This is a genomic window from Actinomadura sp. SCN-SB (assembly GCF_043906805.1).
Lineage (GTDB): Bacteria > Actinomycetota > Actinomycetes > Streptosporangiales > Streptosporangiaceae > Spirillospora.
The window spans coordinates 76,172-90,999 of the sequence record NZ_JBIMPP010000017.1; the positions used below are offsets into that span (position 1 = coordinate 76,172).

Here is a 14,828-nt window from a genome sequence, read left to right on the forward strand (position 1 = left end):
TAGGCGGTCGGCGGGTGCGCCTCAAGCAGCGCCCCCTCGGGTGCGTCAGAATCGACCGGTGACCACCGGCATCTATGACGACCCCTGGGCCTACGAGCTGGCCTGTTCGTTCCGTGACGTGGCGGCCGAGGTGGACGTGCTGCTCGGCTGGTGCGACCGGCACGGTACGTCCCGTCCCGGCGGTGTGCTGGAGCTGGCCGCGGGCCCCGCCGAGCACGCCCGCGAGTTCGCCCGGCGCGGCATCGCGGCGACCGCGCTGGACCTGCACCCCGCGATGTGCAAGTACGCGGCGGAACGGGCCGGGCAGGAGGGCGTGGCGCTGGAGGTGGTCCAGGACGACATGACCACCTTCGATCTGGGCCGCCGGTTCGACCTGGTGGTGACCATGCTGGACTCCACGTCCCATCTGATGGACCTGGACGCGTTCGTCGCCCACCTCGACCGGGCGGCGGCGCACCTGTCCGGCGGCGGGCTGTACGTCGTCGAGATGTCGCATCCGCGCGACCGTCTCGGCGACGAGCCCACCACCAGCACCGGGTGGACGGTGGAACGCGGCGGCACGCGCGCCACCGTCCGCTGGGGCGAGCCGTCCGACCGGCTCGACCCGGTCACCCAGATCTCCGCGGACCATGTCACGGTGACCATCACCGAGGGCGCCGGGCCCGCGCGGATCATCCAGGACGTGGTCCCCTACCGCTTCTGGAGCGCCACCGAACTGGACGCCGCCGTCCGGCTGTCGGGGGCGCTGGAACCGGTCGCGCGGTACGGCGACTTCGGCGACGTCGCCCTCACCGACCCCGACGCCTGGCGGATGATCACGGTCTTCCGGCGGGCGCGGGGCGGCGGACGGCCGGATCAGGGGACCGGCGCCCAGCCCGGCATCGGGTAGCCGGCCAGCAGCTCGCGGATCTCGGCCGCGACCCGCCGTTCCTCCTTCTCCGCCTGGTCCTCGCCGCGGGCGGTGGCCCGCACGATGTCGTCGATCCACTCGGCGATCCGCGGCATCCGGTCGGGCGTGACGCCCCGGGTCGTGATCGCCGCGGTGCCCAGCCGCAGGCCGGACGGGTCGAAGGGCTTGCGAGGATCGAACGGGACCGCGTTGTGGTTGAGCTCGATCCCGGCGCGGTCGAGGGCCTGCGCGGCGGGCTTGCCGGGGACGCCCTTGCCGGTGAGGTCGATCAGGATGAGGTGGTTGTCGGTGCCGCCGGAGATCAGGTCGTAGCCGCGTTCCAGCAGCGCCTCCGCCAGCGCCTTGGCGTTGGCGACGACCAGGTGCGCGTAGTCGGTGAAGTCCGGCCGGGCCGCCTCGCGCAGGGCGACCGCGATCCCGGCGGTGGTGTGGTTGTGCGGGCCGCCCTGGAGGCCGGGGAAGACCGCCTTGTCGACCGCCGCCGCGTGCTCCGCGGTCGAGAGGATCATGGCGCCGCGGGGGCCGCGCAGCGTCTTGTGCGTGGTCGTGGTGATCACGTCGGCATGGCCCACCGGGGACGGATGGGCGCCGCCCGCGATCAGCCCCGCGATGTGCGCGATGTCGGCCGCCAGCACCGCGCCGACCTCCCGGGCGATCTCGGCGAACGCCGCGAAGTCGATGGTCCGGGGGATCGCGGTGCCGCCGCACCAGATCACCTTGGGACGCTCCTTGCGCGCCAGGTCGCGCACCTGGTCCATGTCGATACGGCCGGTGTCGGCGCGCACCTCGTACCGGACCGGGGTGAACCACTTGCCGGTCGCCGACACCGACCAGCCGTGCGTCAGGTGCCCGCCCATCGGCAGCGACAGGCCCATCACCGGGTCGCCCGGCTCGGCGAACGCCAGGTAGACCGCCAGGTTGGCCGGCGAGCCCGAGTAGGGCTGCACGTTGGCGTGCTCGGCGCCGAACAGGGCCTTGGCGCGCTCGATGGCCAGCGTCTCGATCGGGTCGATGTTCTGCTGGCCCTCGTAATAGCGGCGGCCCGCGTACCCCTCGGAGTACTTGTTGGTCAGCACCGAGCCGGTGGCCTCCAGGACGGCGGCCGAGACGTAGTTCTCCGAGGCGATCAGCCTGATCTTGTCGTGCTGGCGCCGGGCCTCGGCCTCGACCAGCCCGGCCAGCTCGGGGTCCTGGCCGGTGAGATGGGACAGGGACGGGTCGTGCATGGTGGCCTCCGCGGCTTCACGTCGTCGCCGGAGCCATCTCGCATGCGCGAACCCCGGCGTGCGGGGTCCGTACACCCAGGCGCGCGGTGTGCGGACTAACGTCGCTCCCCGGTGGTCGCCTCCACCTTGATCGCGCCAGTCGCGTCCGGCCAGCATACCGGCCGTCCTGTCCTCCCCGCGTGCTCGGTGCCGGCTGGGAGTTCGCTGAAGGTCCGGCGAGATCGCTCGCATCCGGGCAGCTCAGGCGATCCCCATCCAATAGGGTCTCCGGATAATGAAAACAGGACATCCCACGCCCTCCGCCTCGTCTCCCCCTGTCCTGTCGGCTCCCCTTCCCGACGCCCCGGCCGCGGCGCCACGGCTGGAATGGCTGGACGCCCTGCGCGGCATCGCGGCGCTGGTGGTGGCCTTCCACCACGGCAGCTCGGAGTACCTGCCTCGATTCCGGCATGAGATCCTGCGGTTCATCGACCCGGGCGACTGCGGCGTCCTGCTGTTCTTCCTGGTCAGCGGCTACATCATCCCGGCCTCGCTGGAGCGCGCGGGATCGGTGCGGCGGTTCTGGATCGGCCGGGTGTTCCGGATCTATCCGCTGCTGCTGCTGGTGCTGGCCGTGATGCTGCTGCTGGACCGCGCCGGGCTCAAGCCGTTGCGCGCGGGGACGCTGGCGTCCTACGACCCGTCGGCGGCCGTCGCCGCCCACCTGACGATGATGCAGGATCTGCTGGCGGTGCCGAACGCCATCAACGTCTTGTGGACGCTGTCGTACGAGATGGTGTTCTACCTGCTGGTGGTGGCGCTGTTCGCGCTGGGACGGCTCGACCGGCACTCGGCCACGATCGCCACCGCGCTGTCGGTGGGCGCGCTGACCGTGGCGGCCGTGCTGCCGGCCGCCGCGCTGTCGGGGCGCTTCGGCGTCACCCCGGTCGCGCTCACCGCCGCCGGGATCATGGCGCTGGCGATCGGACTGGCCTGCGCGTCCCGTCCCTGGCTGTGGCGCACGGGCGCCGCGCTCGGCGGGCTGCTCGCGGCCGTGCTGGTGCTCGGCAACAGCCGCGTGCCGGTCTGGCAGGGGCTCGGCCTGCTGGCGGTGATGTTCGCGGGCACCGCGATCCACCGGGCCGAGCGCGGCCACCTCTCCGTCCGCGCCGCGGCCGTCGCCGTGACCGCCGTGGCCGCCGCGCTGATCGGCGGCGGGCTGTGGCACATCGAGGTGTACGCGCCAGGGCAGACCGAGGAGGTGCTGCAGCGCTCCTGGGTGATCGGGATCGCGGTCGCCGGGCTGGCGTTCGCCGCCGGGATGGCGCTGCGGAACCGCCGGCTCCCGCGCTGGCTGCTGCGGCTCGGCCTCATCAGCTACTCGGTGTACCTGGTGCACCCCGTCGTGCTGACGATCTTCAACATCGCCCTCGGGCGGCCCTCCACCGACACGCCGCTGATGCTGGTCCCGTACCTGGTGGCGGTCCTGGTGATCAGCAACGTCACCTACCGGTACGCCGAGGCGCCCTGCCAGCGCTTCGGCCGCCGCCTCGCCCGGCGGCAACGCGTGAGGCCCGGCTCCCCCGCGGGGAACCGGGCCTGAGCCCTGCCGCTTACGCGCGTCCCGCGGACTCCATCGCGGCCTTGACGGCGGCGCGCTTCTCCCGCAGCTTGGCCAGCGCCTCTTCGAGGATGGCCTCGCCGTCCTCGTCGCTGCGGCGCTCCTTGACGTAGGCCAGGTGCGTCTTGTACGGCTCGGTCTTCGGCGGCGCCGGGGGGTTGTCGGCGTCCTGGCCCGCCGGGAACCCGCAGCGGGGGCAGTCCCAGGTGTCGGGCACCGCGACGTCGGTCGCGAAGCTGGGCCGCGTCTCGTGCCGGTTGGCGCAGTAGAAGGTCACCCAGACCCGGGGAGCCGCGTCGCCGCGCTCGGCCTCTCCCATCGGACCGGCCCCGACACGGCTGCCCCGAATCGCGTTGCCACTACCCACGGATCACTCCTTGCTCGTGTGCCCCACGCCGCACGCACCCGCGGCGGGGTCGTTCACATCTCTGTCTGGCCGGACCGCCCCGTCTCGGCGGCGCGCCGGGCCCGTTCGCCCCGCGAGGGGCTCAGCCGACGCCCTTGCTCTTGAACAGCAGCCCGAGCACGATGATCGAGGCGAACCAGATGAGGCCGGTGGCGATCGTCAGCCGGTCCAGGTTGCGCTCGACCACCGAGGACCCGCCCAGGGACGAGGTGACGCCGCCGCCGAACATGTCCGACAGGCCGCCACCCTTGCCCTTGTGGGCCAGGACGAGGATCACCATCAGCACGCTGGTGATGATGAGCACGGCGGACGTTGCGATGATCACGGTTGTGCCTCTTAGCTCACGTAGGTCAGGGGACTGTGCGGTCGGACATGTGCGGTGGACGAGGGGGCGGACGGCGGGTCCCGTCGCACACCGAAGAGTACGACGACTTTCCCGCTGGTTAGGCGAGAACACCCGGACCGCGACCGAATCGATCAGAACTCTTGCCCTGATCGGCCCCGATCCCGCCCGAATCCGTCCTGTTTGGGCATTTTCGGGCGTTCGGCCGGTCTGGCGCCGGGTTCAGAGCGGAAGATCCCGGTAACGGCAGATCTTCACGAACTCACCCGGGTCCAGGCTGGCGCCGCCGACCAGCGCGCCGTCCACATCGGACTGCGCCATGATCTTGGCGACGTTGGAGCCCTTGACCGAGCCTCCGTACAGGATACGCGTCTGCCCGGCCACCTCGGCGTCGTAGAGCTCGCCGACCCGGCCGCGGATCGCCGCGCAGACCTCCTGGCAGTCGTCGGGGGTGGCGACCTCGCCGGTGCCGATCGCCCACACCGGCTCGTAGGCGATCACCAACTCGCGCACCTTGTCGGCCGGGATCTTCTCCAGGGCGCCGTCGACCTGCGCGAGGGTGTGGGCGACATGCCGCTGCTCCTTGCGCACGTCCAGGCCCTCGCCGACACAGATGATCGGGGTGATGTCGTTGGCGATGGCGGCCTTGGCCTTGGCGTTGACCAGCGCGTCGTCCTCGTGGTGGTACCGGCGGCGCTCGGAGTGGCCGACCACGACGTACGAGCAGCCGAGCTTGGCCAGCATGGCGCCGGAGATCTCGCCCGTGTAGGCGCCGTGCGCGTGCGGCGAGATGTCCTGCGCGCCGTAGGCGATGCGCAGCTTGTCGGCGTCCACCAGCGTCTGCACCGACCTCAGGTCGGTGAACGGCGGCAGCACGACCACGTCGACGGCGTCGAAGTCGGCCTCCTTCAGCGCGAAGGCCAGTTGCTGGACGAGCTTGATGGCCTCGAAGTGGTTGAGGTTCATCTTCCAGTTGCCGGCCATCAGCGGCTTCCTGGACGGTGCGGGCCGTGCCATGTGTCAGTCCTCCAGGGCCTGCAGACCGGGGAGCGCCCTGCCCTCGAGGTATTCGAGGCTGGCGCCGCCGCCGGTGGAGATGTGGGAGAAGCCGTCCTCGGCGAAGCCGAGCCGCCGGACCGCGGCGGCCGAGTCGCCGCCGCCGACGACCGTGAACGCGCCCGAGTCGACCAGACCCTGGGCGACGGCGCGGGTGCCGTGCGAGTACGGCTCCATCTCGAACACGCCCATCGGGCCGTTCCAGAACACCGTGGCGGCGTCGGCGAGGCGGGCGGCGAACAGCTTGCCGGACTCGGGGCCGATGTCGAGCCCGAGCCGGTCGGCGGGGATCGCGTCGGCCGGGACCACGTCGTGGGGGGCGTCGGCGGCGAAGGCGGTCGCGGCGACGATGTCGACGGGCAGGACGAACTCCACGCCCGCCTCCCGCGCCCGCGACAGGTACTCGCGCACCGTGTCGAGCTGGTCCTCCTCCAGGAGGCTGCCGCCGACCTCGTGGCCCTGCGCCTTGAGGAAGGTGAAGACCATCCCGCCGCCGACCAGGATCCGGTCGGCCTTGCCGAGCAGGTTGTCGATCACGCCGAGCTTGTCGGAGACCTTGGACCCGCCCAGCACCACGGCGTAGGGGCGCGCGACGTCCTCGGTGAGCCGCTTCAGCACGGCCACCTCGGTCGCGATGAGCCCTCCGGCGGCGTGCGGCAGCCGCTTCGGGACGTCGAACACGCTGGCGTGCCTGCGGTGCACGGCGCCGAACCCGTCGCCCACGTACAGCTCGGCGAGGGCGGCCAGGCGGTCGGCGAACGCGCCGCGCTCGGCGTCGTCCTTGCTGGTCTCGCCCGGCTCGAAGCGCAGGTTCTCCAGCAGGGCGACCGCGCCGTCCGCGAGGCCCCCGGCGGTGGCGCGGGCCGACTCGCCGACGACGTCGGACGCGAACGCCACCTCCGCGCCGAGCAGCTCGCCGAGCCGGGCGGCGACGGGGGCCAGCGAGAACTCGGGCTTCGGCTCCCCCTTGGGACGGCCCAGGTGCGCGCAGACGATCACCTTGGCGCCGCGTTCCCGCAGCGTGGAGATCGTCGGGAGGCCGGCCCGGATCCGCCCGTCGTCGGTGATCCGCCCGTCCTCGATGGGAACGTTCAGGTCGGCCCGGACGAGCACCCTCTTCCCGGCCACGTCCAGGTCGTCGATGGTACGCATCGAGTGCGATGTCCTTCCGGAGACGGGACCGCCGTGGCCGCGCGCCGGCGCGGCCACGGCGGTCGAGCCTGGGCTACAGCGACGAGCCGACCAGCTTCACCAGGTCGACCAGGCGGTTGGAGTAACCCCACTCGTTGTCGTACCAGCCGACGACCTTCACCTGGTCACCGATGATCTTCGTGAGCCCGGAGTCGAAGATGCACGAGGCCGGGTCGGTGACGATGTCGGCGGAGACGATCGGGTCCTCGGTGTAGGTCAGGTAGCCCTTCAGCGGCCCGCTCTCGGCGGCCTCCCGGTAGGCGGCGTTGACCTCGTCCACGGTGACCTCGCGGGACAGCGTGGCGGTCAGGTCGGTGGCCGAGCCGGTCGGCACCGGGACGCGCAGCGCGTAGCCGTCCAGCTTGCCGTTCAGCTCCGGCAGCACCAGGCCGATCGCCTTGGCGGCGCCGGTGGAGGTCGGGACGACGTTGATGCCGGCGGCGCGGGCGCGGCGCTTGTCCTTGTGCGGCGCGTCCTGCAGGTTCTGGTCCTGGGTGTAGGCGTGGATCGTGGTCATCAGGCCCTTCTCGATGCCGAACGCGTCGTTCAGGACCTTGGCCAGCGGAGCCAGGCAGTTGGTGGTGCAGGAGGCGTTGGAGATCACCGTGTGGGCGGCCGGGTCGTAGGCGTCGTCGTTCACGCCGAGGACCAGCGTCACGTCCTCGTTCTTGGCGGGCGCGGAGATGATCACCTTCTTGGCGCCGTTGTCGGCGTGCACCTTGGCCTTGGTGGCGTCGGTGAAGAACCCGGTGGACTCGACCACGACATCGACCCCGAGCTCGCCCCACTTCAGGTTGGCCGGGTCGCGCTGCTCGAACACCTTGATCGGCGTGCCGCCCACGACGATCTCGTCGGCGGTGGCGGTGACCTCCTCGGGGAAGCGGCCCAGGATGCTGTCGTACTTGAGCAGCTGCGCGAGGGAGGCGTTGTCGGTCAGGTCGTTGACCGCCACTACCTCGATGTCGGCACCGCTCGCCTTGAGCGCGCGGTAGAAGTTCCGGCCGATCCGGCCGAACCCGTTGATGCCTACTCGGATGGTCACGGAACGGCTCTCCTCATGACGTGTCTCGACGTGTCTCTCACCTGGAACGGGGTGGGTTCCCCGGCTTCCGACCCTATCGAATGCCCGGCCCCGTCCCGACACCGGCGCGAGGTGAGGAGCGGGTGGTCCGCCGCTCCCCCGGACGGGTGATGATCACGTCACCGGGACCGTGATCTCGGGGAGGTCCGGGGCGGGCTCCCGCCAGGCGTTGGACAGCAGCGTCTTGAGCGTCAGCAGGGCCCATGCCTGGTGGGGCCGGCGGGGCGGTACCTCCGCCAGCCGTGTCTCCAGCACCGATTTGTCGACGAGTTCCAGCAGCTCGGCCGGCGCGGACATGATCTCCTCGCGCATCAGGTCCGCCATGTCCTTGCCGTAGGAGCGGCGCCAGTTGAACCCGGGCGTGCGGTGGGCGCGCGGCGTGGCGCGGCGCCACCAGCCCGGCAGCTCCAGCACCCCGGCCGGCCGCCGCCGCTCGTACCGCCAGCGGCGCCCCTCCAGCGGGACGTCGTGCAGCGCGGGCGCGAACATCTTGATCAGCATCGCCACCGGCTCCTCGCCGAGCCGCCACTCGACGGGCAGCGCCAGCGCGGCCCGCGCCACCCGGTTGTCCAGGAACGGGTGGTAGTACGCCCAGTTCATGAGGGTCGCGGTGTGGGAGCCCGCCAGCCAGCGGCCGGTCTTGTAGTACATGTGCAGGCGGTCCAGGACGCCGATGCCCTCGTCCGCGTACCTGGCGCACCAGTGCTCGTAGCTCTTGTGGGCCGCAGCGTTGCTCTCCGGGCTCAGCAGCGCCCGCTGCGCCAGGAAGATCGTCTGGAGCCTGCGGCGGACGCCGTCGGGGGTGAGGTCCCTCTGGTCGGTGAGGAACCCGCCGCGCAGCCGCTCGCCGCCGCTGCCCGAACTGCGCGGCTCGGGGTCGAACGGCGCCCACCCGTTCACGCTCTCGTACGCGGAGTTCATGCCCTCGCACGTCCGGACGATCCCGTGCGCGCGGCGCAGCGGGTGGGGGACGACCACCGCGCCGTGCTCCCGCCGGTCCAGGGTGACCTGGCACTCCACGCCCAGGACGCCCGCGACCCGCTCGGCGATCCGCACGTCCGGGTCGTCGGCGAGCCCGTGGACGGCGCCGAAGAACGGCACCCCGGCGGCGTGGCAGGCGGCGGCGATCAGGCGGCTGTCGCGCCCTCCCGACAGCGCCAGCCGCATCGGGCGGTCGTGCCGGGTGAACGGCCGCACGGCCTCGGTCATCGCCTCGGCCAGCGGCGCGATCAGCCGGGCGGCGTCGCGCCGGCCGCGCGGCATCTCGCCCTGCTCGGGCAGCGGGCGCTCGGCGACCCGGAGCAGCCCGCCGACCGGGGCCGTGAGCGTGCCCGCGTTGGGCACCGCCGCCACGCCCTGGAACGGGGTGTGGTCGGAGGTGAAGAAGCCGTGCCGGACGATCACGTGCAGGGCGGGCACGTCGTAGGCCGGTTCGGGCCGGACCAGCCCGGTCACCGCGGCGCGCGCGGGCAGGTGCGCCAGCAGGGCGCGCGAGGCGGCGAACCGCATCCCGCCCGCCTCCGCGTAGTACACCGGGCACGCCCTGGTCACCGAGGTGAGCGCGACGAACCCGGACGGGTCGGCGCGGAAGCCCGAGAAGCAGCCGCCCAGCCCGTCCGACGCCTTGCCCGGGTCGTCGGCCTCCAGCAGCACGCGGGCGTCGTCCTCACCGGCCAGGTAGCCGCAGTATCCGAGGACGCGGCCGCCCGCGGACCGCAGCGGCGGCGGGAACGGCGGCTCGTCCGGCTCATTGGACCAGCCCAGCAGCGCGACACCGCCGTCCGGCGAGAACCATTCCGCCGTCCGCCACCGGTCCGGCGGCACCGGCACCGCGTCCGCGATCGCCGCGCGGGCGGCGTCCCGTACGTGACCGGGGATCACGTTCCCGCGGTCGCTCACCGAGATCGCAAGGTAGGCACGCATCCACCGAATCCAACGGCGGGCGGGTTACGGACCTGTGAACGGGGCTGGGCGGCCCGCCGTCAGGCCGATGTCATGCGCCGCGTCACCAGCGGAAACACCACAAAGTTCCGGGGAGCGCGCGGCTAGGGCGCGAGCATGTCGGCGGTCAGGTTGGCGTCGGTGCCCGGAATGCCCTGGTCCTGGGCGCGCTTGTCGGCCATCGCCAGCAGCCGCCGGATCCGTCCCGCGATCGCGTCCTTGGTCAGCGGCGGGTCGGCGAGCTGGCCCAGCTCCTCCAGGGACGCCTGCTTGTGCTCCAGGCGCAGCCGTCCCGCGCTCACCAGGTGCTCGGGCGCGTCGTCGCCGAGGATCTCCAGCGCCCGCGCCACCCGGGCGCCGGCGGCGACCGCCGCCCGCGCCGAACGGCGCAGGTTGGCGTCGTCGAAGTTGGCCAGCCGGTTGGCGGTGGCCCGCACCTCCCGGCGCATCCGCCGCTCCTCCCAGGCCAGCACGCTGTCGTGGGCGCCGAGCCGGGTCAGCAGCGCGCTGATCGCGTCGCCGTCGCGCACCACCACCCGGTCGACGCCGCGCACCTCGCGGGCCTTGGCGTGGATCTTCAGCCGGCGGGCGGCGCCGACCAGGGCCAGCGCGGCCTCCGGGCCGGGGCAGGTCACCTCCAGCGACATCGACCGGCCCGGCTCGGTCAGCGACCCGTGCGCCAGGAACGCCCCCCGCCACGCCGACTCCGCGTCACAGGCCGCCCCCGCGACCACATGCCGCGGCAGCCCCCGCACCGGGCGGCCGTTGTTGTCGATCAGGCCGGTCTGGCGGGCCAGCGACTCCCCGTCCCGGAACACCCTCACCACGTACCGGTTGCCCTTGCGCAGCCCGCTGGGCGCGAGGACCACGACGTCGGAGCTGTGGCCGAACACCTCGGCGATGTCCCGGCGCAGCCGGCGGGCGGCGGACCCGGTGTCGATCTCGGCCTCGATCACGATCCGCCCGCTGACCAGATGGAGTCCACCGGCGAACCGCAGCAGCGTCGACACCTCGGCCTTCCGGCAGCACGGTTTGAGCACCGGCAGCCGGCTCAGCTCGTCCTTGACCACCCCTGTCATCGCCATGAACGCACCCTCCCCCTAGGACCTGGCCTCGCCAGCAGTGTGGCCGATGGCGGCCCCGCCCGAGGTCAGTCACCGAAAATCTTCACGAAGGCTTGGGCCAGCCGGGCCGGATCGTGACGCGGCGAGCCGTCGTCGGCGGCGACGTCGGCCAGCACCAGGCGGCCCCCGAGGTCCTGGACGGCCTTGTCCAGCGCCGCCGGGTCCTCCACCACCCCCCGGTCGGCCAGCACCACGTCCACCCGCAGGTCGGGTGCGTGCGCCTGGAGCACCTCCAGGTGGGTCTGCGGCGAGAAGTCGTCGGTCTCCCCCGGCTGCGGCGCGAGGTTCAGCGCGACCACCCGGCGGGCCGGCGTGGCGACCAGCGCGCGGGCCAGCTCGGGCACCTTCAGGTGCGGCAGCACGCTGGTGAACCACGACCCCGGGCCGAACACCACCCAGTCCGCGGACCGCACCGCCTCCACCGCCTCGGGGCAGGCCGGCGGATCGGCCGGGACCAGGTCGATGCCCAGCACCGTACCAGGCGTCTTCGCGCAGGCCACCTGCCCCTTCACCCGCGTCACCTCGTGGGGCCGGGACGGGTCGGCGCCGCGCACCTCCGCGACGATGTCCATCGGCACCGAGGCCATCGGCAGCACCCGGCCCTGCGCGCCCAGCAGCCGCCCCACCCAGTCGAGCCCCGCCACCGTGGAGCCGGGCCTGCCCGGCCCGGAGTCCTGCGCGGCCGCCCCCAGCAGCTCCCACAGCGCCACGATCAGCAGGTTGCCCACGGCGTGGTCGTGCAGCTCGCCCTGGCTGCGGAACCGGTGCTGGACGACGTCGCGCCAGGTCTGGCCCCACTCGTCGTCGCCGCACAGCGCGGCCAGCGCCATCCGCAGGTCGCCGGGCGGCAGCACGCCCAGCTCGCGGCGCAGCCGGCCGCTGGAGCCGCCGTCGTCGGCGACCGTCACCACCGCGCTCAGCCGGCCGGTGACCCGGCGCAGCGCCGACAGCGACGCGTACAGGCCGTGCCCGCCGCCGAGCGCCACCACCTCGGGCCCGGACCGGCTCACCACGGCACCACCCGGAGCGTTCGCTGGACCTGGATCACGCCTCCCGAGCTCACTCACGGCCGAGGTCGCGATGGGTGGCCTGGACCTCGATGCCCTCATCCCTCAGCCGGGCGGCGAGCTGCTCCGCCATGGCCACACTACGGTGCTTGCCGCCGGTGCATCCCACGGCCAGCGTCACGTAGTGCTTGCCCTCGCGCTCGTACCCCTCGGCCAGCAGCCGCAACACCTCGGTGTAGGCGTCCAGGAACTCCTTGGCGCCGCGCTGGCCCAGCACGTAGTCGCGGACGGCGGCGTCGCGGCCCGTCTTGGGGCGCAGTTCGGGGATCCAGTGCGGGTTGGGCAGAAAGCGGCAGTCGACGACCAGGTCGGCGTCCACCGGCAGGCCGTACTTGTAGCCGAACGACACGACGGTGGCCCGCAGGCTCGACTCGCCGGTGTCGGTGCCGAAGAAGCCGACGATCTTGGCGCGCAGCTCGTGCACGTTCAGCCCGCTGGTGTCGATCACCAGGTCGGCCTCGGCGCGCACCTCGCGCACCAGCTCCCGCTCCCGGGCGATCCCGTCGACCAGCCGGCCGTCGCCCTGCAGCGGGTGCGGGCGGCGGACGCTCTCGAACCGGCGGACCAGGTCGGCGTCGCCCGCCTCCAGGAACACCACCCGGGGATGGACGCCGCGCGCCTCCAGCTCGGCGATCGCCGAGTGCAGGTCGTCGGTGAACGCGCGGCTGCGCACGTCCACCACGACGGCGATCCTGGGCACCGCGTCCTTCACCCGGCCGCCCAGGTCGGCCATGGTGGCCAGCAGGGCGGGCGGCAGGTTGTCGACCACGAACCAGTCCAGGTCCTCCAGGGACTTGGCGGCCGTGCTGCGCCCCGCACCGGACATTCCGGTGACGATCACGATGTCGGGTACTTGGGTCTCTGTCGTCAACTCGTCTCTCCCCCGTGGTGGCCGCGGCTCCGCCGCGCGGCCCGCGGATCGCCCGCCGTCCCCCCGCGCAGCGCGGCGGCGATCCGGTTCGCGCTGCTCAGGCCGATGCCGGGGACCTCGGCGATCTGCTCGGGCGTCGCCTCCCTCAACCGCTTCACCGACCCGAAGTGTCTCAGCAGGGCAGCCCGCCGCGCGGGCCCGAGCCCCGGAACGTCATCGAGCTCGCTCACCGTCATGGCCTTGGACCGCCGCTGCCGGTGGAAGGTGATGGCGAACCGGTGCGCCTCGTCGCGTACCCGCTGGACGAGGAACATGCCCTCGCTGTTGCGCGGCAGGATCACCGGGTCGGGGTCGCCGGGCAGCCAGATCTCCTCCAGCCGCTTGGCCAGGCCGCACACCGCGATGTCGTCGATGCCCAGCTCGTCCAGCGCCCGCCGGGCGGCGGCGACCTGCGGCGGGCCGCCGTCGACCACCACCAGGTTGGGCGGGTAGGCGAACTTGCGCGGCTTGCCGGTCTCGGGGTCGATCGGCTGGTGCGCGGCCGCCTGCGCGGCCGAGTCCCCGGGGTCTTCGCCGATCGCGTCCAGCTCGCCGAACTTCTCGCTCTCGGCCAGGTAGCGGCGGAACCTGCGGGTGATCACCTCGTGGATGGAGCGGACGTCGTCCTGCCCCTCCACCCCCTTGATCGTGAAGCGGCGGTACTCGCCCTTGCGGGCCAGCCCGTCCTCGAACACCACCATCGAGGCCACGACGTTGGACCCTTGCAGGTTGGAGACGTCGTAGCACTCGATCCGCAGCGGCGCCTCGGGCAGTTCCAGGGCGTCCTGGAGCTCGCGCAGCGCCCGGCTGCGGGTGGTCAGGTCGCTGGCGCGGCGGGTCTTGTGCTGCTTGAGCGCCTCCATCGCGTTGCGCGCGACGGTGTCGAGCAGCGCCTTCTTGTCGCCGCGCCGCGGCACCCGCAGGTGGACGGGGCCGCCGCGCTGCTCGCTGAGCAGCTCGGTCATCGCGGCCTCGTCCGGCGGCGCCTCGGGGACGAACACCTCGCGCGGCACCGACTCGCTCTCGCTGTAGATCTGGATGAGGAAGTGCTCGACCAGGTCGGAGGTGGTGACGTCCTCCACCTTGTCGACCACCCAGCCGCGCTGCCCGCGGATGCGGCCGCCGCGCACGTAGAACACCTGGACGGCCGCCTCCAGCTCGTCCTCGGCCAGCGCGATCATGTCGCCGTCGGTCCGGTCGCCCAGCACCACCGTCTGCTTCTCCAGGGCCCGCTCCAGCGCGCGGATGTCGTCGCGCAGCCGGGCGGCCCGCTCGTACTCCAGCTCGGCGGCGGCCTCGCGCATCTCGCGTTCGAGGCGCTTGATGAACCGGCCGGTCTCACCGGCCATGAAGTCGCAGAAGTCCTCGGCCAGGCCCCGGTGCTCCTCGGGCGTGACCCGGCCGACGCAGGGCGCCGAGCACTTGCCGATGTAGCCGAGCAGACAGGGCCGGTCGAGCTGGCGCTGCCGCTTGAACACCCCCGGACGGCACGTGCGGACGGGGAAGACCCGCAGCAGCTGGTCGACCGTCTCCCGGATCGCCCAGGCATGGGAGTACGGCCCGAAGTAGCGCACGCCCTTGCGTTTCGCGCCGCGCATCACCATCACCCTCGGGTACTCCTCGTCGAGGGTCACCGCCAGATAGGGATAGGACTTGTCGTCGCGGTAGCGCACGTTGAACCGCGGGTCGAACTCCTTGATCCAGGAGTATTCGAGCTGGAGGGCCTCGACCTCGGTGCCCACCACCGTCCAGTCGACGCGGGCGGCGGTCTGCAGCATGGTCTGCGTGCGGGGGTGCAGCCCGGCGAAGTCGGCGAAGTAGGAGTTGAGCCGGGACCGCAGGTTCTTGGCCTTGCCGACGTAGACGACCCGTCCGTGTTCGTCACGGAATCGGTAGACGCCTGGTGACTCCGGGATGGAGCCGGGCGCGGGCCGGTAGGTCGCAGGGTCTGCCACGCCTGAAAGCCTAGTAGG

13 protein-coding genes are annotated in these 14,828 nt (G+C 72.6%); 2 read left to right on the forward strand and 11 right to left on the reverse strand.

The features are described from left to right. The first annotated feature begins 58 nt into the window (after positions 1 to 58). Positions 59 to 889, forward strand: coding sequence for a class I SAM-dependent methyltransferase (locus tag ACGWYJ_RS14040; RefSeq protein ID WP_395106365.1), 831 nt, complete (start codon positions 59 to 61; stop codon positions 887 to 889). On the opposite strand, the gene glyA is transcribed toward ACGWYJ_RS14040, so the two are convergent. After that, a complete protein-coding gene (glyA, locus tag ACGWYJ_RS14045) occupies positions 856 to 2,136 on the reverse strand; it encodes a serine hydroxymethyltransferase (RefSeq protein ID WP_395106366.1) in 1,281 nt (426 codons plus the stop codon). The genes ACGWYJ_RS14040 and glyA overlap by 34 nt on opposite strands. 274 nt (positions 2,137 to 2,410) lie before the next feature. On the opposite strand from glyA, the gene ACGWYJ_RS14050 reads away from it, so the two are divergent. Continuing rightward, complete coding sequence (locus ACGWYJ_RS14050) at positions 2,411 to 3,718, forward strand: acyltransferase family protein (protein ID WP_395106367.1); 1,308 nt, start codon at positions 2,411 to 2,413, stop codon at positions 3,716 to 3,718. 10 nt (positions 3,719 to 3,728) lie between these two features. Here ACGWYJ_RS14050 and ACGWYJ_RS14055 read toward each other — a convergent pair whose 3' ends face one another. From ACGWYJ_RS14055 to uvrC, 10 genes are all read right to left on the reverse strand, one after another. Further along, entirely contained in the window at positions 3,729 to 4,103 is a 375-nt protein-coding gene (locus tag ACGWYJ_RS14055) for an RNA polymerase-binding protein RbpA (protein ID WP_395106368.1), read from the reverse strand. Between the two features lie 121 nt (positions 4,104 to 4,224). Then, positions 4,225 to 4,467, reverse strand: coding sequence for a preprotein translocase subunit SecG (secG, locus tag ACGWYJ_RS14060; protein WP_285698176.1), 243 nt, complete (start codon positions 4,465 to 4,467; stop codon positions 4,225 to 4,227). A 240-nt stretch (positions 4,468 to 4,707) separates the two neighbouring features. Then, positions 4,708 to 5,502, reverse strand: coding sequence for a triose-phosphate isomerase (tpiA, locus tag ACGWYJ_RS14065; protein ID WP_395106369.1), 795 nt, complete (start codon positions 5,500 to 5,502; stop codon positions 4,708 to 4,710). 3 nt (positions 5,503 to 5,505) lie between these two features. Then, positions 5,506 to 6,693 (reverse strand): phosphoglycerate kinase, encoded by a 1,188-nt coding sequence (locus ACGWYJ_RS14070; protein WP_395106370.1) that lies wholly within the window; start codon positions 6,691 to 6,693, stop codon positions 5,506 to 5,508. 73 nt (positions 6,694 to 6,766) lie between these two features. Further along, entirely contained in the window at positions 6,767 to 7,774 is a 1,008-nt protein-coding gene (gap, locus tag ACGWYJ_RS14075; RefSeq protein ID WP_395106371.1) for a type I glyceraldehyde-3-phosphate dehydrogenase, read from the reverse strand. A 153-nt stretch (positions 7,775 to 7,927) separates the two neighbouring features. Then, the gene (locus ACGWYJ_RS14080) at positions 7,928 to 9,736 is read right to left on the reverse strand and encodes a hypothetical protein (protein ID WP_395106372.1); all 1,809 of its coding nucleotides are present in this window, start codon (positions 9,734 to 9,736) and stop codon (positions 7,928 to 7,930) included. A 122-nt stretch (positions 9,737 to 9,858) separates the two neighbouring features. Next, complete coding sequence (gene whiA, locus ACGWYJ_RS14085; RefSeq protein ID WP_285698185.1) at positions 9,859 to 10,839, reverse strand: DNA-binding protein WhiA; 981 nt, start codon at positions 10,837 to 10,839, stop codon at positions 9,859 to 9,861. A gap of 65 nt (positions 10,840 to 10,904) precedes the next feature. Beyond that, entirely contained in the window at positions 10,905 to 11,867 is a 963-nt protein-coding gene (gene yvcK / locus ACGWYJ_RS14090; RefSeq protein WP_395106407.1) for a uridine diphosphate-N-acetylglucosamine-binding protein YvcK, read from the reverse strand. A gap of 70 nt (positions 11,868 to 11,937) precedes the next feature. Continuing rightward, positions 11,938 to 12,771, reverse strand: a complete 834-nt coding sequence (rapZ, locus tag ACGWYJ_RS14095; RefSeq protein ID WP_395106408.1) for an RNase adapter RapZ — start codon at positions 12,769 to 12,771, stop codon at positions 11,938 to 11,940. Between the two features lie 41 nt (positions 12,772 to 12,812). Further along, positions 12,813 to 14,810, reverse strand: a complete 1,998-nt coding sequence (gene uvrC, locus ACGWYJ_RS14100) for an excinuclease ABC subunit UvrC (RefSeq protein WP_395106373.1) — start codon at positions 14,808 to 14,810, stop codon at positions 12,813 to 12,815. Positions 14,811 to 14,828 lie beyond the last annotated feature (18 nt).

What these genes read in the sequence shown, in the direction of transcription:
- glyA (WP_395106366.1), bottom strand. Translation starts at nt 2,136, where the DNA reads ATGCACGACCCGTCCCTGTCCCATCTCACCGGCCAGGACCCCGAGCTG.
- ACGWYJ_RS14050 (WP_395106367.1), top strand. Translation starts at nt 2,411, where the DNA reads ATGAAAACAGGACATCCCACGCCCTCCGCCTCGTCTCCCCCTGTCCTG.
- tpiA (WP_395106369.1), bottom strand. Translation starts at nt 5,502, where the DNA reads ATGGCACGGCCCGCACCGTCCAGGAAGCCGCTGATGGCCGGCAACTGG.
- ACGWYJ_RS14070 (WP_395106370.1), bottom strand. Translation starts at nt 6,693, where the DNA reads ATGCGTACCATCGACGACCTGGACGTGGCCGGGAAGAGGGTGCTCGTC.
- ACGWYJ_RS14080 (WP_395106372.1), bottom strand. Translation starts at nt 9,736, where the DNA reads ATGCGTGCCTACCTTGCGATCTCGGTGAGCGACCGCGGGAACGTGATC.
- whiA (WP_285698185.1), bottom strand. Translation starts at nt 10,839, where the DNA reads ATGGCGATGACAGGGGTGGTCAAGGACGAGCTGAGCCGGCTGCCGGTG.
- rapZ (WP_395106408.1), bottom strand. Translation starts at nt 12,771, where the DNA reads ATGTCCGGTGCGGGGCGCAGCACGGCCGCCAAGTCCCTGGAGGACCTG.